General features: G+C 40.9%; 18 protein-coding genes. 12 read left to right on the forward strand and 6 right to left on the reverse strand.

What is annotated here, in order from left to right; genetic code table 11:
* Window positions 1–60: 60 nt before the first annotated feature.
* The 7 genes from uvrB to J2T50_RS04380 all read left to right on the forward strand — a co-directional run bounded on the left by uvrB (window position 61) and on the right by J2T50_RS04380 (window position 7,641).
* The gene (gene uvrB, locus J2T50_RS04350; RefSeq protein ID WP_253364118.1) at window positions 61–2,052 is read left to right on the forward strand and encodes an excinuclease ABC subunit UvrB; all 1,992 of its coding nucleotides are present in this window, start codon (window positions 61–63) and stop codon (window positions 2,050–2,052) included.
* 496 nt (window positions 2,053–2,548) lie between these two features.
* Window positions 2,549–3,226, forward strand: a complete 678-nt coding sequence (gene esaA / locus J2T50_RS04355; protein ID WP_253364120.1) for a type VII secretion protein EsaA — start codon at window positions 2,549–2,551, stop codon at window positions 3,224–3,226.
* Window positions 3,223–3,483, forward strand: coding sequence for a hypothetical protein (locus J2T50_RS04360; RefSeq protein ID WP_253364122.1), 261 nt, complete (start codon window positions 3,223–3,225; stop codon window positions 3,481–3,483). Before esaA ends, J2T50_RS04360 begins: the two co-directional genes overlap by 4 nt.
* A 42-nt stretch (window positions 3,484–3,525) precedes the next feature.
* Window positions 3,526–5,511: a hypothetical protein gene (locus J2T50_RS04365; RefSeq protein ID WP_253364124.1), complete on the forward strand. Its 1,986-nt coding sequence runs from the start codon at window positions 3,526–3,528 to the stop codon at window positions 5,509–5,511.
* A 122-nt stretch (window positions 5,512–5,633) separates the two neighbouring features.
* Window positions 5,634–5,933, forward strand: coding sequence for a hypothetical protein (locus J2T50_RS04370; protein ID WP_253364126.1), 300 nt, complete (start codon window positions 5,634–5,636; stop codon window positions 5,931–5,933).
* A 217-nt stretch (window positions 5,934–6,150) separates the two neighbouring features.
* A complete protein-coding gene (locus J2T50_RS04375) occupies window positions 6,151–6,615 on the forward strand; it encodes an 8-oxo-dGTP diphosphatase (protein WP_253364128.1) in 465 nt (154 codons plus the stop codon).
* A 201-nt stretch (window positions 6,616–6,816) separates the two neighbouring features.
* Window positions 6,817–7,641, forward strand: a complete 825-nt coding sequence (locus J2T50_RS04380) for a transporter substrate-binding domain-containing protein (RefSeq protein ID WP_253364130.1) — start codon at window positions 6,817–6,819, stop codon at window positions 7,639–7,641.
* Between the two features lie 46 nt (window positions 7,642–7,687).
* Here the strand turns inward: J2T50_RS04380 and glgB are convergent, their stop codons facing one another.
* The 6 genes from glgB to J2T50_RS04410 form a co-directional block, all read right to left on the reverse strand.
* On the reverse strand, window positions 7,688–9,535 hold the full coding sequence (glgB, locus tag J2T50_RS04385; protein WP_253364132.1) for a 1,4-alpha-glucan branching protein GlgB: 1,848 nt from the start codon (window positions 9,533–9,535) through the stop codon (window positions 7,688–7,690).
* 62 nt (window positions 9,536–9,597) lie between these two features.
* The gene (gene glgA, locus J2T50_RS04390) at window positions 9,598–11,043 is read right to left on the reverse strand and encodes a glycogen synthase GlgA (RefSeq protein WP_253364135.1); all 1,446 of its coding nucleotides are present in this window, start codon (window positions 11,041–11,043) and stop codon (window positions 9,598–9,600) included.
* Between the two features lie 15 nt (window positions 11,044–11,058).
* Window positions 11,059–12,174 carry a glucose-1-phosphate adenylyltransferase subunit GlgD gene (glgD, locus tag J2T50_RS04395; protein ID WP_253364137.1) on the reverse strand — a complete coding sequence of 372 codons (1,116 nt, stop codon included), beginning with the start codon at window positions 12,172–12,174 and terminating at the stop codon, window positions 11,059–11,061.
* Window positions 12,167–13,315: a glucose-1-phosphate adenylyltransferase gene (locus tag J2T50_RS04400; protein ID WP_301282807.1), complete on the reverse strand. Its 1,149-nt coding sequence runs from the start codon at window positions 13,313–13,315 to the stop codon at window positions 12,167–12,169. Before J2T50_RS04400 ends, glgD begins: the two co-directional genes overlap by 8 nt.
* 156 nt (window positions 13,316–13,471) lie before the next feature.
* A complete protein-coding gene (locus tag J2T50_RS04405; protein ID WP_253364139.1) occupies window positions 13,472–13,951 on the reverse strand; it encodes an 8-oxo-dGTP diphosphatase in 480 nt (159 codons plus the stop codon).
* Window positions 13,944–14,852, reverse strand: coding sequence for a LysR family transcriptional regulator (locus J2T50_RS04410; protein WP_253364141.1), 909 nt, complete (start codon window positions 14,850–14,852; stop codon window positions 13,944–13,946). Before J2T50_RS04410 ends, J2T50_RS04405 begins: the two co-directional genes overlap by 8 nt.
* Before the next feature lie 174 nt (window positions 14,853–15,026).
* Here J2T50_RS04410 and cpsA point away from each other — a divergent pair, with 174 nt between their 5' ends.
* The 5 genes from cpsA to J2T50_RS04435 are packed head-to-tail and all read left to right on the forward strand — an operon-like array spanning window position 15,027 to window position 20,486.
* Window positions 15,027–16,490 (forward strand): LCP family glycopolymer transferase CpsA, encoded by a 1,464-nt coding sequence (gene cpsA / locus J2T50_RS04415; protein WP_253364143.1) that lies wholly within the window; start codon window positions 15,027–15,029, stop codon window positions 16,488–16,490.
* On the forward strand, window positions 16,491–17,222 hold the full coding sequence (gene cps4B, locus J2T50_RS04420) for a capsular polysaccharide biosynthesis protein Cps4B (protein ID WP_253364145.1): 732 nt from the start codon (window positions 16,491–16,493) through the stop codon (window positions 17,220–17,222).
* Window positions 17,223–17,230: 8 nt separating this feature from the next.
* A complete protein-coding gene (locus tag J2T50_RS04425) occupies window positions 17,231–17,920 on the forward strand; it encodes a Wzz/FepE/Etk N-terminal domain-containing protein (RefSeq protein ID WP_253364147.1) in 690 nt (229 codons plus the stop codon).
* Window positions 17,921–17,931: 11 nt separating this feature from the next.
* Entirely contained in the window at window positions 17,932–18,660 is a 729-nt protein-coding gene (locus J2T50_RS04430; protein ID WP_253364149.1) for a tyrosine-protein kinase, read from the forward strand.
* 20 nt (window positions 18,661–18,680) lie between these two features.
* On the forward strand, window positions 18,681–20,486 hold the full coding sequence (locus J2T50_RS04435) for a polysaccharide biosynthesis protein (RefSeq protein ID WP_253364151.1): 1,806 nt from the start codon (window positions 18,681–18,683) through the stop codon (window positions 20,484–20,486).
* The last annotated feature ends 1 nt before the right edge of the window (window position 20,487 follow it).

A 20,487-nucleotide genomic window follows, 5' to 3' on the forward strand; every position in this document is an offset into this window, starting at 1 on the left:
TTTTTTATTTCCCATCCTCCTATGGTACAATAGTTCTAACTTAGTAAAAGAGGAAAGTATATGATTGATAGACGAACAGACCAGCCATTTAAATTGGTCTCAAAATATGAGCCATCAGGAGACCAACCACAGGCCATCAAAGCCTTGGTGGACAATATCGAAGGTGGAGAAAAAGCGCAGATTCTTCTTGGAGCGACGGGGACGGGTAAGACCTACACCATGAGTCAGGTCATCAGCAAGGTCAATAAACCAACCCTTGTCATCGCTCATAACAAGACCTTGGCAGGACAACTCTACGGCGAATTTAAGGAATTTTTCCCTGATAATGCGGTCGAGTATTTTGTCTCTTACTACGATTATTACCAGCCGGAAGCCTATGTGCCGTCATCGGATACCTACATCGAAAAAGATAGTTCGGTCAATGATGAGATTGATAAACTGCGTCATTCAGCGACATCGTCACTTTTGGAGCGCAACGATGTGATTGTCGTCGCATCTGTTTCCTGTATCTACGGTTTGGGTTCACCAAAAGAATACGCAGACTCAGCAGTGAGTTTGCGACCAGGTCAGGAAATCTCGCGTGACCAGCTCTTGAATCAACTCGTTGATATTCAATTTGAGCGCAATGATATTGATTTTCAGCGGGGGCGTTTTCGTGTACGTGGCGATGTGGTGGAAATCTTCCCAGCTTCTCGTGACGAGCATGCCTTTCGTGTGGAATTTTTCGGTGATGAAATTGACCGTATTCGTGAGATTGAAAGTCTCACAGGTAAAAATCTAGGCGAAGTGGAGCACTTGGTTCTTTTCCCAGCGACTCACTTTATGACCAACGACGAGCACATGGAAGTTGCCATTGCAAAAATCCAAGCAGAGCTAGAGGAGCAATTAAAGCTCTTTGAATCAGAGGGAAAATTATTGGAAGCGCAACGGTTGCGTCAGCGGACTGAGTACGACATCGAAATGCTTCGTGAAATGGGCTACACCAACGGTGTCGAAAACTATTCTCGCCACATGGATGGGCGGAGTGAAGGCGAGCCACCCTACACGCTACTTGACTTTTTCCCAGAAGATTTTCTGATTATGATTGATGAGAGCCACATGACCATGGGGCAAATCAAGGGTATGTACAACGGAGACCGCGCTCGTAAAGAAATGCTGGTGAATTATGGTTTTCGTTTGCCGTCTGCCTTGGACAATCGTCCGCTTCGTCGGGAAGAATTTGAGAGTCATATCCATCAGATTGTCTACGTTTCTGCCACACCAGGTGATTATGAAAATGAGCAAACGGATACCGTCATTGAGCAAATCATTCGTCCGACTGGTCTACTTGACCCAGAAGTGGAAGTGCGTCCAACCATGGGACAAATGGATGACCTGTTGGGAGAAATCACGGAGCGTAGCCTAAAAGGCGAGCGGACCTTTATCACAACCCTGACCAAGAAAATGGCAGAGGATTTGACCGATTACCTCAAAGAAATGGGTGTCAAGGTCAAATACATGCACTCGGATATTAAAACGCTTGAGCGGACGGAAATCATTCGTGACTTGCGTCTGGGCGTCTTTGATGTATTGGTTGGGATTAACCTTTTACGTGAGGGAATTGACGTACCAGAAGTGTCACTGGTTGCCATCTTGGATGCGGACAAGGAGGGCTTCTTGCGTAATGAACGTGGTCTGATTCAGACTATTGGTCGTGCCGCGCGTAATAGTGAGGGCCACGTGATCATGTATGCGGACAAGATTACGGATTCTATGCAACGGGCCATAGATGAGACAGCTCGCCGTCGCGAAATTCAGATGGCTTATAATGCGGAACACGGCATCGTTCCACAGACCATCAAGAAAGAAATTCGTGACTTGATTTCTGTGACTAAGGCTGGCAGCAAGGATGCAGAAGAAGAAGTTGTGGACTATTCCGCACTCAATAAGACCGAGCGCAAGGATGCTATAAAAAAACTCCAAAAACAAATGCAGGAAGCAGCTGAATTGCTTGACTTTGAATTAGCAGCCCAAATTCGTGACTTGGTATTAGAGTTGAAAGAGATGGAGTGAGGAATTTTCATACCCAGATGATAAAATAGCGAATATTTTCAGAAAATAAAATAAATTGGTGCAATTGACTATAATATCATTGAAAAAATATTTATTTTAGATATAATTTTTTTAAATAAAACTTAAAGGAGACAGCTTATGTCACAAATCCGAGTATCACCTGAAACCCTTCAATCTTGCGCATGTGAGTATGGTAAAGCATCTAACGACATTACGACAATTTTAAACAACTTACAAAGATTGCAAGATACCCTTCGTTCTGAATGAGAGGGTGCGGCGTTCCAAGGTTTTGATAACCAATTTTAACGAGCTGAAACCAAAAGTTCAAAATTTTGCAGAGTTGATGCAACAAATCAATACACAACTTGATAAAACTGCTCAAGCGATGCAACAAAATGACCAAGACCTTTCTCGCAACTTTGGTCTAAATTACTGATTTAATGAAGTTGGGGAAACTCCTCAACTTCATTTTTTTACTAGGAGGAATATGTTAGGAATGAACAGAAAATTATTAGTACTCATGTCTAGTCTGCTAGTTACAACAGCTGGTGGTGCAACTTATTTTGGGATTGTCAAGCCGACTTCAATACGGAATTCGGTGACACAAAAGCAAGAAACTGTCGAGTCCAATGATATTAAGATTGCGTTTGTCAATGAGGATACAGGGGTAAACTACATTGACCAATTTGTCAATATCGGAAGTACCTTGGTAAAGTCATTTGATACTAGAACAGACTATCCAATTGAAATTGTGTCACGCGCAATCGCCGAGCATGGTCTTGAAAATGGGTCCTATCAATTAATGGTCGTTCTTCCTAGTAAGTTTTCATCGGATTCACTAGCATTGGAGCATCAATCGCCAACCCAAACGAGCTTTCAATACCAGATTAAGTCTGACAAACAAATTGTGATTCGTAAGGCAGAGCAGGCGGTTTCTGACTTAAAGACACAGTTTAACCAAGACCTCATTAATATTTATTTTTCAAGTATCATAGGAAATCCTCAATCGGCTCAAGGGCAGGTTGCGACAGCGGTAACACATGAGGGAAATTCCCTAACTGCCTATCAAAGCAATCTTCTTCAGCCACTGGGGGCTACTCTCAATCATTTGCCGGGATTAAGAGCTCACCGGATTCAATTTTGTCTACCTACTCTTCCTTTAATGATGCTTTGAATCATACAAATGAAAGTTTTTCTTCTATTATAAATGTTGATAAAACTTACGATACAGAATTGTCAGCGATTCAGGAAGCACAAACTAAGTGGCAAACTTCTATTGGGCAACGAGAACAAAACATTGCTCAATACGATGAGTCCCTCTCTAAGCTGTCGGTAGCGGACCAGCTTCAACAACTACAAACAGTAAAAACGACCTTCAATGATGGTCTGAGCAATCCAACGACTTGGGATGAAACAATTACTAAATCTTAAGGTATCAATGCGTTAGCTCTATCAGATGCGGATAAAAAATACTTGAAAAATATCAATGACTTTGTTGCATGGTATGCTGACAAATACAATAAACCATTACCGTCAGTGACAAGCAGTGCACAAGTGGAACGGACTGATAAAATTAAAAATCATATTTTGTCAGGACTTGCTGCAGGCGGTGTGCTGACATTTCCAAACGTAACAGGTGAAGTAACAGATGTTAGAATTTCAGTTCCGTCGCAATATACACTTTCTATTAATGGCTATCAGACTCGTCAATTATCTGTCACTGAGTATCAAGTGCTCGTATCTGGGACACAACCCCAATTAACGTTGCAGTATCAATTAGGTGTAGCCTCACCACAACAACTGAACGTCCTTTCCCCAGCTGTTGTTCAAGCTGTTGTTACAACAAGCGAAAAAGCTGACATAGCTGTTGCTAAAGAAAAAATAGAAGAGGTTTCAGTTGCTGATGCTAGCACGGATACGTCTATAGATAAGTCTACAAGTCCTGATGCAACGAATGGAAGTACTACACCGACACCAGCTGTTCCGAAAACAGAAACCAAAGTGACAACTGTATATGAACCTGAGAGTAAAGAATTCAAACGGGAATATTCCGCTTCTTCAACTCTATTCCCTTATGAAAGTTATGCGGGAGATTCAGAGTCAGCAACATTATTTGCTGATATCCATGGTTATCTGGAGTTGGCTGCTATTGTTCAGACGATTTTTGGAACGGATTTAAGACAGTCGTTTGATGCATCGGTAGCAGGGAAAAACGGTTTGTTGAATTCGGCTGATATGGAAAGTCTAAAAACGATTATTGTGAATTTAATAAAAGAATCTACTATCTCAAGCTTGAAGTCTAGTCTACAAGTACCGCAAGAAGAGATTGATGACTTAAACAATAAGAAGGTTCAGGGCTCAGAGTTAGAAGCAACTATCCAAGAGTTAAAATCAAACACAGGTTTACTGGTTGAACAACTTGATAAGGTATTGCAAGAGGCAAATACGGTAAATGAGACACTTGCGTCTAAACCAGCCTTAACAACAACTGAAGTTGTCGATAATACAAGTATGGTAACTGTGACAGCTGCTATGAACGCAGATTTAGTGCAATTAATGGCGGCGAGCCGCAACTTGATGGAAAACACCAAGTCTAATCAAGCAGTTGCGGAAACAATCAATCAATCGTTAACCCAATTGCGCAATGATGTATCCAGTCTTGAAAATGAAGGTACAGGTCTCTCGGGGCGTGTTGAGGAGCTCAATACGATTATGGCGACAGATTATAAAGATAATGAGGCATTTCTTCAAGCGTTTGCAGGAGTATTGAGCAATACAAAGAATGGAAATGAAAAAAATCAAGCGGTATATGAGTATTTATCGAATCCAGTTGATGCAAAAAATATTTCTTCTGTTTTAGGTGTAACCCCTCAAGCGGCAGTAACTACGCCAGTAGCAAGGGATGAACGCTCACCATTTTTGACTATCTTGATTTCCTTTATTACCAGTCTAGGTTTAGCCTATGCATTGCAACATACTAAATGGATGCGAGGCAGTGAAAACGGGGAACGAGTGAGTTGGTCAAATGCTATCGTACCAATGTCCGTACTATCTGGAGTGGCGGTAATCAGTGGACTTATGATTTTTGCAATTATGGGTAGCAAACTAGATGTTATCGGCAGTCAGTTTATCACTTTAATGATGGCAGGAGTTGTTTTATTATTGGTATTCTCATACAGCAATAATCTCCTCCTTAAATACTTTAAACATATTGGTTTCTTAGTCTCAATTGGTTTACTTATGCTCTATATCATCAGTGCTTCGCAGCTGTTTGATGTACAATTTGCAACGACCAATCAAGGAATTGCATCTGTTTCACCACTGACTTATACAGAAAAAATGTTCCAATTGCTGTTAAGCCATCAGGAGGGATGGGGATTAATCTTTGGTATTTTACTCTTCTTGATTCCAGCTTTAGGTGGACTAAATGCCTACCTTTACAAAGAGATGGAAGACTAATTTTTGAACATATGACATCTATCCTAATTTAGTATAACTAGATTGGGATTCTTGTCTATTTATTCGAGCGGAAAGAACGATTCGAGGTTGATGACTGGAGTGAACAACGAGGTGGTAATGAGATGAAAATAAAATTGAAGACGCTCCTATTTACGGTTTTTTTACTACCAATCACAGTTTATGCGGCAGATGGTAATTTGAAAATCGATACAAATAATCAAACCCCAACTGAGCAGCGCGATGTTTCGTACATTGAGCAAGAGACAGAGTTGTCTAAGCTTTTTAGTCCAGAAGCGACTAAGAATATTAACAAGTTACAGGATGAAAAAACAGAACAGTATTCTAAAGACAAACAGGCGCTTTTTATGAAGAAGTTGACCCAAGAGAATCTTGTCAAACAGTACCAGACATTAAACAAATAGGAGATTTTTGGTATGCAATTAAATAAAATGGATAAATTATCGATGGAGTTGTGCGATAATATAGAGGATATTTTTCGGGTGAATTTTGCTTGAAAATCCAATTTTCAACCGTCACTGATTTTCGTATATTGAGAAGTCAGCCAAAAGCTGTTATACTAAGTACAACAAGTATTGACATACCTGTCAATACAGAGCTAGTAGAAAGAGGAAGATTGGAATGCCACGTAGCCAGGAAGTGATTTTAACCAATATGTGTCTGATTGAGGATGCGGACCGCAAGATTGTAATGCAAATTCGAGATCCTGAGCGCTATACTTGGTCAGGAGCTGCCTTGCCAGGTGGGCATATTGAAGTGGGGGAAAGTCTCCATGAGGCTGTTGTTCGGGAAGTGTATGAGGAGACCGGGCTTCTTATTCGCAATCCCAAGTTGGTTGGGATGAAGCATTGGTATACAAAAGAAGGTGTCCGATACCTGGTTTTTCTCTATCGGACTATTGACTTTGAAGGGCAGTTGCGTTCTTCGGAAGAAGGGGAAGTGCAGTGGGTAGATCGGGCGGATTTGTCAGAGATGGAGCTCGCTTATGATTTGCTCAATTTGCTCCGCGTTTTTGATGAAAAGGAGCTATCTGAACTGTTCTATCGGGAACGTCTGGAGGACGATTTTATCCGTGAGTTTTGGTAAAATAGGACAAATTCAAAGTGAATTTGTCTTTTTTATGCTAAAAAATTAAAAAATATTGAATAAAAATTCAAACTACAGTTGACAATTGTATAAAAATGAATTAAAATAGTCACATACTTTTGAAAAACAAGTGAAATGTAATCGAAATTCACTTTCAAAAACCGATACTGGAGACAGTAGGCAAAAGAAAAGAGGATTATTATGAAATTCAAGAAAATGTTAGTGGCAGCAACAACTGTATTGGCTGGTTTGACTTTGATAGCATGCTCATCGTCTAGTCAATCAACCTCCTCCTCATCTGCGGTGGACAAAATTAAAGAAAAAGGGACACTTGTGGTAGCCACAAGCCCAGACTATGCACCGTTTGAATTCCAAACCCTGGTCAATGGTGAAAACAAGGTTGTAGGTTCGGATATCTTATTGGCTGAAAAGTTGGCCAAAGATTTGGGCGTTAAATTGGAAGTGTCAACCATGAGCTTCGATAATGTCTTGACCAGTGTTCAAAATGGGAAAGTTGACATTGCCATTGCTGGCTTGTCTTACTCAAAAGAACGCGCGCAAACATTTGATTTTACCGATCCATACTACTCTGTAGCCGATGTTTTGTTGGTTAAAAAATCATCTCTTGATAAGTTTACAAAACCTGCGGATTTGAAAGGTAAATCATTGGCGGTGCAAAAAGGGACAACCCAAGAAGCTTACGCGCAAGCAAAATTGTCAAATGCCAATATCGTCTCACTCACTGGTATGAGTGAAGCTGTGACGGAGTTGAAAGCTGGTCAAGTCGATGCAGTCTTGCTCGATTCAGCAGTGGCAGAAGGCTATGTCGCACAAAATACGGACTTGGCAGTAGCGTCTGTAACATTTGATTCTAAGGATGAAAACAAAAAAGTCGTTGTTTTAGCAAAAGGTCATGAAGACTTGCAAAAGGCCTTGAACAAATCTATCAAGGAAATCACAGAAAATGGTGACTACGATAATTACTTGAAAGAAGTGGCTAAATACAAGGCAGTCGACGGAAAATAATCGACCAGTTTATGGCTAGCAATAATAAAAGAGGTGGGACAAAGTCCTAACCTCTTTTTGTTACGTCTTTCAGATAGAAGGTGGTCAATCGCGGAATGGTAATGCGCGCTCCCGTTTCATTGGTTTGTAATTCGAATGATTCCGTCGGGAGAATAGCCGTTGAAAAGACAAGTTTGTAGGTTTTACCAGCAGGTAAGTCCAATGCCAAATCAAAAATATCTTGGTCATTGAAATTTGAGATGACCAAAATCTCTTCATCATCACCAAAGCGTGAGAAGGCAAAGCAATTTGCTTCTTCAGCTATGGCTGCCCACTTAAATCCTTTTTCGTGTGCTTGATAGTCGTATTGCCAAAATGCAGGATACTGGCGATAATAGTTGGTCAGATACTGCATCATGCTGTGGAAGGATTGGTGGACAGGGTAGTCCAGCAAGAGCCAGTCCATCTGTGTGTATTCGTGCCATTCTCGGATATGCCCCCATTCATTGCCCATAAAAAGGAGTTTCTTTCCTGGATGAGCAAAATAGTAAGCGTAGTAAGCGCGTGCCAGATGGAATTTATCTTGGTAGTTACCATCCATTTTTTCGACAATCGAATGCTTGCCGTGGACGACTTCATCATGCGAGAGTGGGAGAATAAACTGTTCGTTTTGGTTGTAATACATACCAAATGTGATTTCGTTGACATGGTGCTTGCGGTAGATAGAGGGACGACTCATGTATTTGAGTGTATCATTCATCCAGCCCAAGTCCCATTTCATATCAAAGCCAAGTCCGTCTGCATCGAGTGGATGGGTAACACCTGGGTAACTTGATGAATCTTCAGCAATCATGACAACGCCTTTGAATTCTTGGTGGACAAGAGCTGTGACGCGTTTGATAAAATCGATGGCGGGTTGATTGATTTTGTCTGGTTCTGTCTCTCCTCGCCAGTAGAGTAGATAGGATAGGGCGTCAACACGGATACCATCGAAGTGAAATTCATTGAGCCAGTAGTGGATATTTGATAGGAGGAAAGAGCGAGTTACGCCTTTGCTCAGGTCAAAATTCGCAGTACCCCATTGACGATTTTCACGATCGTGTTCTTCTTGGTATTCGTAGAGCCAAGAGCCGTCAAATTGATAAAGTCCATGCGCATCTTTGCAGAAATGAAGCGGTACCCAGTCGAGAATAACCCCGATTCCAGCTTGGTGGCATTGGTCTACTAGGTATTTGAGTTCGTCAGGTTTTCCATAACGACTAGTTGGGCTAAAATAGCCGGTCACTTGGTACCCCCACGAAGCGTCCAAAGGATGTTCCATGATGGGGAGAAGCTCGATATGGGTGTATCCTTGCTCTTTTATATAATCAATGAGAAGAGGTGCGAGTTCCTTATAGGAGTAAAAGTTTTCTCTGCTGGCCCCCTCACCTGTTTGGTTGATAATTTTTTGCTTCCAGGAACCTAGATGCACTTCATAGACGGAAAATGGACTTGTTTTGAAGTCGTAATCTGTCCGTTGGTAAATCCAATCTTGATCCTTGAAATTATAGCGCGAATTGTAAGTTTGTGAAGCTGTATCCGGGCGTAGTTGGCTAAAGAAAGCATAGGGATCAGCCTTATATAATTCACGTCCATCAAGTGTAATAATGAGATATTTGTAATTTTCATGGGCGGTTAAACCATCAATATAGACTTGGTAGACACCGCCAATCTCGTGTTCTAAAGGATGCGACTTTTGCCAACCATTAAAGTCCCCAACCAGATAAACAGAGCTGGCATTTGGGGCGTAAACACGAAATTGTGTGCCGATTAGTTTATTACCTTTTTTGACCAGGTGAGCGCCCATTTTTTCGTAAAGGCTAGTGTGTTCACCACTTTGAAGGTAATAGAGGTCTAAATCACTAAATGTATTCATTCTTCCTCCTTAAATCCTTGAAAAGGCGAGGCCGAGTTTGTTCCTCGCGTCTCGCCTGAGTGTTACTGTGTAATTTCTCTGTAGAGCCAAATGTATTTTTCAGCGGAAACTGGCCAGCTGACATCTTTTTCCATAGCTTGCTCGACTAGTTTTGTCCAATCCTGTGGTCGTTCGTAATAGGTTTCAAGTGCCAAGTCATAGACGTACTTCATGCTTTGAGCATTTTTCCCGAAGAAACTAAATCCTGTACCCTGGAGATTTTCTCGGTTATAAGGGATAACGGTATCTCGTAGTCCACCCGTTTCACGTACCAAAGGAAGTGTACCGTAATGCATGGAAATGAGCTGACTGATGCCACATGGTTCAAAGATGGATGGCATGAGGAAGAGGTCGCTCGCTGCATAGATTTGATGAGCAAGAGGCTCGTTGTAGCCACGGTAGAAGGCGAATTTATCCGGATAAGCTTCTTTAAAATGATTGAATGCATTTTCGATATCTTGCTCGCCATTTCCCAAAACCACAAACTGAACTCTAGCTTGAAGCATATGGCCTAGCATCTCTGTCAAAAGATAGAACCCTTTTTGGTAAGTCAGACGCGAAACAATGCCGACGAGGAGAGTGTCTTCGTCTTGGGGCAAGCCAAACTGTGCCTGCAAGGCTAGCTTATTCGCCTTTTTATCAGCTAAGTGTTGGCTATCAAATGGCTTGACAAGGGCAGGATCGGTTTGTGGATTCCAGACATCGTAGTCAATTCCGTTGACGATACCGCAAAGGTCATGTTGGCGGAGAGCAAGGACATGCTGCATATTTTCGCCAAAGTCTTCGGTTAAAATTTCCTGCGCATAGGTTTCCGAAACGGTCGTTACCTTGTCTGCGTAAAGGATGCCTAACTTCATAAAACTAATACAGTCATCGTAGAAGCGTGCAGTGCCATCCAGATAGTAACCGTAGTCCATACCGAGCGCAGACCAGAGGGATTGTTTGTTGAAAATGCCTTGGAAAGCTAGATTATGAATGGTAAAGACGTGCTTGACTTGTCGAAATTCTTCCCGGTAGCTATAAAATGTACGGCAAAGAAATGGCAGTGCAGCAGTGTGCCAGTCATGGCTATGGATAATGTCTGGAAAGTAGTTGAGGGCTTCTAACAAACGGCAAGTTGCGTGTTGGAAGAAACCAAAGCGCATGGCATCGTCATCGTAACCGTAGAGATTTTCACGCTCGAAGAAGTCGCGGTGTTCGATAAAGTAGAAGGTAACTCCGTCTACGACTTGTTGATAGACATTGGCCATAGATTGAATATCACCAGCTCGCACATCAAAACTCGAAACATAGGTAAAGTCTGTGTGATTGTTTTTGGCAATTTTCAAATAGAGGGGAAGGACCACACGAACGTCCATTCCTTGCTTGACCAATTCCTTTGGAAGGGAACCGATAACATCCGCCAAGCCACCTGTTTTGATAAAAGGGAGCCCTTCAGAAGCCACAAAGAGAATCGATTTTTTTGACATGGTGTATCCTTTCTCTTAAATGAGGTGGTGTGCCTTGATGTAGGCAGGTGCTTCCGGTGTCCCCTTGATGTCGATGGAGTGAGTGATGGTAGTCGACTTGTCAATAATAGCATTTTCAATGGTTGCACCAGATTTGATGGTCACTCCATTTAGGATAATAGAATTTTTGACAGAGACACCTTCTTCGATAATGACATCACGGTCAATGACAGAGTTTTCTACCTCACCGTTGATATAAGCACCGTTGGAAATCAAGCTGCCGGATACTTCTGCCAGAGGGCCGTAAAGACAAGGAGAACTGTCGCTCGTTTGCGTATGAATCGGCCAGTTTTGCTTGAAGAGGAGTCGGCGCGTGTTACGGTCAATCAATTCAAGCTGGGTATTAAAGTAAGCCTCAACAGTATTGATACAGGCTACATAGTCACGGTGTGCATAGCCCATAATCTTGTATTGGTCTACTACGTCACGAATAATGTCCTTGAGCCAGTAGAGGGCAGAAACCTTGTTAGCGCGCTCAATCAATTCTAAAAACAGGCTACGTTTCATGAAGTAGGCTTCGAGTGATACGGACCGATTTTTATATTTTCCATGATTTTCGTCGAATTCGATAATGCGCTTGTCATCATCAAATTTCAATGTTTGGCAACCGATAAAGGCTTCTTTGGCATTGGTCACGTTTTTGTAGAGAACGGTAATGTCTGCACCAGTCTCCACATGTTCTTCCATAACCTTTGTATAATCCTGGCTATAGATAAAGTAAGATGGAACGATCAGGACGTATTCCTTGTTTGACTTTTCAATGTAGTGGACATTGTCTGAAAATGCTTTGACATCGTGCTGGTAGATAGAGTTTGGATCTGTCACACTATTGAGCAGACGCAATTTGCCCCGTTTGCTGTTGATGTTGTAGTGCTTTCCGGTACCGACGTGCTGGATAGTGGAGCGCATCTTGGCAGGCATGTAGACTTGGAACTCAGTAATACCAGAGTTGGACATGTTGGACAAGACAAAGTCAATCAAGCGGTAGCGCCCGAGAAATCCAAAGGCTTGCACACCACGGTGTCCCATAATATCTCCAAAATGAACGTTTGTACCTTCGATGTTGACGATTCCAAGAGTATTTCTAAGCATCTGTATCCTCCTTTACTTTGCTTACATTTTTGTCAATGAGGAGGATTGCATCTGGTGTTCCCGCAAGCGAGCTACCGTCAGCAATTTTAATTCCTTCAGCAACGATAACATAATCTAATTCAACATTTTCTCCAATCTGCGCATTCGGTAAAATCACAGAATTTTTAACGACAGCTCCCTCCTTGATTTGGGCATCTGTAGACACAATAGAATGTTCTACATAGCCATCGATGATAGCACCTTTGTCGATATAGGCGCTCTTAACCGTCGCATTTGAGCCAATCACTTGAGCGGGAGAACCAGTGTCTTCAGAGTAGATTTTCCAAGTAGGGTCAAAAAGATTGAGGTCGTCATTGTGGTCAATCAAGTCCATATTGGATTCCCAGAGACTATTGACCGTACCCACATCTTTCCAGTAGCCACGGAATGGATAAGCATAAAGCTTGCGACCGTCTTCAAGGTATTTTGGAATGAGGTCATGACCAAAATCGTGAGAAGAAGTGTCTAATTTTTCATCTTCCAGTAGGTATTTTTTCAAGGTTTTCCAAGTGAAGATGTAAATCCCCATGGAAGCAAGATTGCTCTTAGGATCCGCAGGTTTTTCTTCGAACTCTTCGATGCGGTAATCTTCATCGGTATTCATGATACCAAAACGAGACGCCTCTTTTATCGGAACTTCGATAACGGCAATGGTGGCATCTGCCCCTTTTTCAATGTGAGATTCGAGCAATTTGTCATAATTCATCTTGTAGATGTGGTCACCTGACAAAATGAGGACATATTCTGGCTCATGTAAATCGATAAAATCAATATTTTGAGTGATTGCATCAGCTGTACCTTGGTAAAGTCCAAAACCTTCGATTTTTTCACGTGGAGGCAGGACAAATACACCTGAACCATGTACATCTAGTCCCCAGCGTTGCGACTGGGCAACATAAGAGTTGAGCAGGACAGATTCATACTGTGTGAGGACACCAACAATATCGATACCCGAATTAGCACAGTTGCTGAGAGGGAAGTCAATAATGCGATATTTGCCACCGAATGCTACCGCTGGTTTTGCGACTTTTTGTGTCAAACCTTCCAAGCGCGTCCCGCGTCCGCCGGCCAAAATCATTGCTAATAACTTGTTTTGTGCCAAAATAATCACTCCTTATTTGTTTAATAACTTCATTATATCATTATCAAGGGATAAAAGAAAGCGTTTTCTTGTATAAAAATGAAAATCTTTCATCGTTTAAAAGAAAACAGTATTTTCAAAAAAGGATGAAAAAAGACAACCCGAAGGTCGTCGTATTTAGTCTTCTCCAAAAAGCTTAGTTTCCGTTCGTCCGATACAGTGATGTTCCTCATCCCAGTAATGTACCCGCTCAAAAGAGCCTTTTCTCCAGTAAAGGGGAAGTCGGTTACGGATGTCATCCTGCATTGGAATAGTGTCCAATACATCAATGGACCACCACTTGGGAGTGCCTTCCGCGGACTGGTTGAGGACCTGCCCTTCAAAGTCTGTACATAAGAAGTCGTAGTAGACATAGCGCTCAGGAATGGCGGGATTGATGAAGCCAGAGATTCCCTTTAGTTCCAAGTTTAAGGCGGTCAATCCTGTCTCTTCCTTTAACTCTCTTAGAGCAGCACTGAAGACAGTCTCTGCAAATTCAACCTTGCCGCCTGGCTGAATCCAGCCTTTAAAATTATCGTGTTGACGATCTAGCAAGAGTACCTGATTATCTTTTTTTACGCAAATGTTTACCCAGCATTTGACCCTTTCCTCAGTCATTGAATTGGACCTCTTCTAGTAAGTAGTTGATAAACCGTTCTCCCATATTGGACAGATTTGTTTTTTCATGTTGGATGTAAATCAATTCGATTTCGTCGTCAATTTCAAGCGGGATAGATACGATATTATCCCCATTGAGATTACTGTTGAGAATCCCCGTCGCAATGGTATAGCCATCGAGACCAATCAAGAGATTGAAAAGAGTGGCACGGTCAGAGACGACAATGGACTTTTTATGGTGTTCTTGTGACAGGATTTCCTCAGAAAAATAGAAAGAATTATGAATCCCTTGTTCGTAGCTGAGGTAAGGAAATTCAGTCAAGTCATCCAATCGCACAGAGGTTTTCTGGGCAAGCGGATTGGTCTTGCTGACAAAAACATGGGGATGGGCAGTGAAAAGTGGTGTGTACTTGATCCGATTGTCCTCAAACATTTTCAGCAAGACATCGCGGTTGAAATTATTTAGAAAGAGAACACCGATTTCTGAACGGAAATTTTTGATGTCGTCGATAATTTCCCAAGTCCGTGTCTCCCGTAAAAAGAGTTCATAATCTGCCATGTCTGTCTTTTTCAGGAGGGAGACAAAGGCATTGACCACAAAGGCGTAGTGCTGAGAGGACACGCTAAAGAGCTCTCGCTTGGTATTTGGATTTTTATACCGTTCTTCCAAGAGTTCTGTCTGTTCCACTACTTGACGGGCATAGGAAAGAAATTCCATACCATCCTTGGTTAAGGTAATTCCTTTTGGATGACGGTGAAAAATCTCAATCCCCATCTCTTTTTCTAGGTCACGTACAGCGTTGGAAAGACTGGGTTGGGTGATAAAAAGTTGCTTGGAAGCCTCGTTCATAGAACCAGTCTCGGCAATCTTGATGATGTAGTGTAGTTGTTGAATTCTCATAAGAATAGTGTAGCTAAAAAAAATAAAAGATTCAAGTGAAATAAAAAATGTTTCCTCGGTATTTCTCTTGGTATTTAGAGAAAATTATGTTATATTACTTAAGATAATGAATTATATAGAAGAGATGAAATAATCTCAAAATGAATATTATTTTGAGATATCTTAGGAGGCAGAATGGCTAAAAATAGCAGTCGCCAGCGTCATGAAAAGAAATCCAAGACTGGTACGATTATTAACACTACTTTATTGATTTTATATACAGGATTGGTTGGTGCGTTGATGTATCTGATTGTTGCAAAGCAATTTCTACATTTTAGACAACTTCACGTGATTGTGCCAATAGTTCTGTTGCTTGTTTGGCTTTTAGCGCTCATTGCGATACTAAAGAAAAAAGTCAAAGTATTGACAGCAGTTTGTTTAGTGCTTTTTTTGCTAGGAGTGACTGGACTGATTTTTACTTATAAATCAGCCGCTGACTTGACACAAAAATTCAACAGCACAGCTTCATATTCTGAGATTGAGATGAGCGTGGTTGTGGCTAAAGATAGCACGGTCAATAATCTGAGCGAATTGAGTGAAGTGCAGTCTCCTTTAGCGAGTGATCGTGACAACATCGAAGCCCTTTTAGGGAAAGCTCGCCTTGAGAAAAATGTCAATTTGACACCGGTTGAAACAGCCTCTTATCAATCTGCCTACGAAACAATCATGGCAGATAAGTCAAAGGCGATGGTTCTCAACAGCGCTTATAGCAGCCTTCTTGAGTTAAACGATGCTGACTATGTTTCAAAAATCAAAACACTTTATACTTATAAAATTAGTAAAAAAGTGAGCGTCAAGAAGTCATCAGACAAGCAGAAAGATCCAAATGTATTCAATATCTATATTAGTGGTATTGATACCTATGGTTCAATTTCTACCGTATCTCGATCAGATGTCAATATCATCATGACAGTCAATATGGATACCCACAAGGTCCTTCTCACAACAACTCCACGTGATTCTTATGTGAAAATTCCAGACGGTGGTGGAAATCAGTACGATAAGTTGACCCACGCAGGTGTCTATGGTGTTGAAACATCTATGAAAACCTTGGAGAATCTCTACGGTATCGATATTGATTACTACGCTCGGATCAACTTTACATCCTTTATGAAGTTGATTGATGCAGTTGGCGGTGTAGAAGTGAATAATCCAACGGCCTTCACAGCCGGTGGCCAAACATTTGAAGCAGGGACGATTCAACTTGATTCAGCTTCTGCCTTGCGTTTTGTTCGTGAACGTTATTCATTAGCAGGCGGTGACCACGACCGTGGACGAAATCAAGAACGCGTCATTGCAGCTTTGATCAAGAAACTAGCAAGCTTCCAATCATTGACGAATATTTCAGATGTGGTGACGTCTTTACAGGATTCTGTTCAGACTAATATGTCCTTGGATAGTATGATGACCATTGCCAATGCTCAGTTGTCATCAGGTGGTCAATTCGCTGTTACTTCACAAGATGTCACTGGTACTGGCTCAACAGGAGAATTGTCTTCTTATGCGATGCCAGGATATGCTCTCTATATGTTATCTCTTGATCAAGCAAGTGTCGACACAGCTAAAGCAGCAATTAATAGTACAATGGAGGGAAAATAAGTGATTGATCTTCATTCACACATTGTATTTAATGTAGACGATGGACCGGATACTTTGGAAGAAAGTCTTTCTTTGATAGAAGAAGCCTATCGGCAGGGAGTTCGAACTATTGTATCAACCTCACACCGCCGAAAAGGGATGTTTGAAACACCTGAGGAAGAAATCCTCGCGAATTTTCAAATTGTCAAAGTAGAAGCTGAAAAACGATTTGATGGCTTGACTATCTTATATGGTGGAGAGCTCTATTATAGAAATTCTATCTTAAAGAAACTGGAAACTGGAGTATTTCCTACCTTAAATGGGACACGATTTGCGTTAGTTGAATTTTCAGGTGGAACTCCTTGGCAAGAAATACGCCAAGCCTTGGCTAATGTCCAAATGATTGGTCTAACACCTGTTGTTGCCCACATTGAACGCTACGATGTCTTGGAATTCAAAGAAGAACGCGTGCGTGAATTGATTAACATGGGATGCTATATGCAGGTAAATAGTAATCATGTATTGAAGCCAAAATTGTTTGGCGACAAGGAAAAGATTTATAAAAAACGAGGTCGTTATTTCCTAGAAAAAGACCTGATTCACTTTATTTCAAGCGATATGCATAATCTGGACAGACGTCCGCCTTTCATGCAAGAAGCTTACCAAGTAGTAGAAAAAGAATATGGCACAAATTATGCCCGTGCAATTTTTTATGATAATGCTGAAACGATTTTAGCAGATGAATTTATTTAGGAGAAAAAATGAATACCAAAGACCAAACGATTGAAATTGATGTGTTGCAGTTGTTACACAAAATATGGGATAAAAAAGTACTAATATCCTTTGCCGGAATTTTCTTTGCAGCAGTTTCCTTCCTATATAGTACTTTGGTTGTTGTGCCAAAATATGATGCTACAACTCGTATTTATGTTGTAAACAAAACAGGTGAAGCTTCTGTAATAACAGCCCAAGATTTGCAAGCAGGCTCTTTTTTAGTTAACGACTATAAGGAAATTATTACCTCAAGTGACGTCCTCAATAAAGTTGTTGAAAGAGAAGGGCTCAATATGACAGCAGGTGAACTGGGCAGTAAAGTTTCTGTTGATATCCCGACTAATACGCGGGTTATTTCGATTAGTGTGCGTGATAGCGAACCTAAAATGGCTAGTCAGTTAGCAGACTCGGTTCGTGAAGTAGCAGCAGAAAAAATTAAAGAAGTAACCAAGGTAGAAGATGTCACTACTTTAGAAGCGGCGAAACTACCATCTTCTCCGTCAACTCCAAATACAAAACGGAATGTTTTGCTTGGGTTGATGGCTGGTTTTGTATCGGCCATCGCAGCAGTTGTTTTGTTCGAGTTGTTGGATGATCGGATTAAGCGCCCAGAAGATGTAGAAGAAGTATTAGGGCTTCCATTACTTGGTATTGTACCAAACTTTGAAAAAATGTAGAGGAGAGAAAAATGGGCATGTTAGAATTGGTGAATTCAAAAGGGCGTCAATTAGCATCTGCTGATGAATACTATAACTCGGTTCGGGCAAATATTCAATTTAGCGGAATAGATTTGAAAACAATTGTATTGACTTCTGTACAGCCAAACGAAGGAAAAACAACTACATCAACGGGGTTGGCCATGTCGTTTGCTACAGCAGGATATAAGACATTATTAATTGATGCGGATACTCGAAATTCAGTACTATCTGGAACATTTACAGCACTAGGAGCAATTGAAGGTTTGACAAGCTACCTCTCAGGAAATGCTAGCTTGGGTGAAGTGATTTGTGACACAAATGTACCAAATCTTTTGATTATTCCTTCTGGAAAACACACTCCAAATCCAACACGCTTGATTCAGAATGACCGTTTTTCAGATATGATGGAAAAGGTTCGTACGGTTTTTGACTATGTGATTGTAGATTCGCCACCGATTGGTTTGGTAGTGGATGCAGCGATTATTGCTCAAAAGTGTGATGGTGTTGTTCTGGTTACGGGAGCAGGCAGTGTGAAACGTCGCTTTCTTCTAAAAGCTAAAGAACAAATGGAAATGAGTGGTGCACAATTTTTAGGTGTCGTTCTTAATAAAGTCGATGTTGAGCAGAGCCGATACGGTTCTTATGGAAATTATGGTTCATATGGGAAAGCAACAGAGAAAAAAGCAGTTAAACATCGTCGAATAAGAAAAGAAAATTAATAAAAGGCTAGAAAAATATAATGGAGAATCTAAGTAGGAGAGTAAAACGTTTCATTCTCATAGTTATTGATATGTCTATGTTGTTCATAGCTATGCTTGTGACAATGCTTTTTGTTGGTGTTTTTGCCGAGGTCAGTTGGGAGCAGATGCTTGGTTCCTATGTTGTGGTAGTAATTATATATTTAGTCGTAGCAAGTCAATGTAAGATATTTTCAATTCTTAATCGTTTTACAGATTATAGAGTGTTGTTTCGTTTAACAGTCTCATTAGTGATTGCTTATATGGCATTATCAGTGTTTGCTGGTGGTGTTTACAAAGGAGGGTATAGTTATCGATTTCTAATTCTTTCTTGGTTACTTTCAACCTTTCTTATGACATCTCCTCGTATTATTTGGCGTGAAATGAATAGTCGTAAAAAAAGATATAAGCTAGATGCTTCTAAAGTAAGAACTCTTGTTGTTGGAGCAGGTAGCGGTGGTTCTATTTTTATTCAAACTGTTTTGGAAACGGATTCAGATATTGATGTTGTGGGTATTGTGGATGCTGATACCAATAAACATGGCACTTATTTGCACGGTATAAAGGTAATGGGAAATCGTGAGAATATTCCAGCTTTAGTCGCCAACTATAATATTGAACAAGTGACAATCGCAATTCCATCTATCTCAGGGACAGAACGGGAAAAGTTAGTTGAAATTTGCAATCAATGCAGTGTTCGAGTGAATAGTATGCCAAGTGTAGAAGATGTTATTACTACAAAAATTTCAACACAAAATTTACGTGAAATTGATATTGCTGATCTTCTTGGTCGGAAAGAAATTGAACTGGACCAGACAACCTTGGGAGAGTTTTTTCGTCAAAAAACAGTTCTTGTGACAGGAGCTGGCGGCTCAATTGGTTCAGAAATTTGTCGTCAGATTTCAAATTTTAAGCCTGAAAAATTATTGCTATTAGGACATGGAGAGAATTCTATTTACTTAATTCACCGAGAACTATTGCAAAAATATGGTAAGGAAATAGAGATTATTCCTATCATTGCGGATATTCAGGACAGAGGCTTGATTTTTAATCTTATGAAAGAGTACCGTCCGAACTATGTTTACCATGCAGCAGCTCATAAGCATGTGCCACTGATGGAGTTTAATCCGAAAGAAGCTGTGAAAAATAATATTTTTGGGACGAAAAATGTGGCAGAAGCGGCTTGGGAGGCTTCAGTTGAAAAATTTGTCATGATTTCGACTGATAAGGCAGTCAACCCACCCAATGTAATGGGAGCAACTAAACGAGTGGCAGAGATGATCGTGACGGGGCTTAACGATAAGGGAAAAACACAATTTGTCGCAGTTCGTTTTGGGAATGTTTTAGGCAGTCGTGGGTCAGTTGTACCTGTCTTTAAAGAACAGGTTGCAAAGGGAGGGCCACTTACAGTAACAGACTTCCGCATGACACGTTACTTTATGACTATCCCTGAAGCAAGCCGTCTAGTTATTCAGGCGGGTTATCAGGCAAAAGGTGGCGAAGTCTTTGTTCTTGATATGGGTGAGCCTGTCAAAATTGTAGATTTGGCTAAAAAAGTAATCAAATTAAGTGGTCACACTGAAGAAGAAATTGGCATTGTTGAATCTGGAATTCGCCCAGGAGAAAAGCTATACGAAGAGCTTTTATCATCGGATGAACGTGTCAACGAGCAAATCCATGAAAAAATTTTTATTGGAAAAGTTACGTTAAAATCAGTTGAAGAAGTTGATAATTTTATTGCGATTCTACTAGACTTAGAAAACAAAACTTTAAAAGAGAAACTCATTGAATTTGCGAAACAGGAGTGAG

This window comes from Streptococcus gallinaceus, assembly GCF_024170225.1.
Lineage (GTDB): Bacteria > Bacillota > Bacilli > Lactobacillales > Streptococcaceae > Streptococcus > Streptococcus gallinaceus.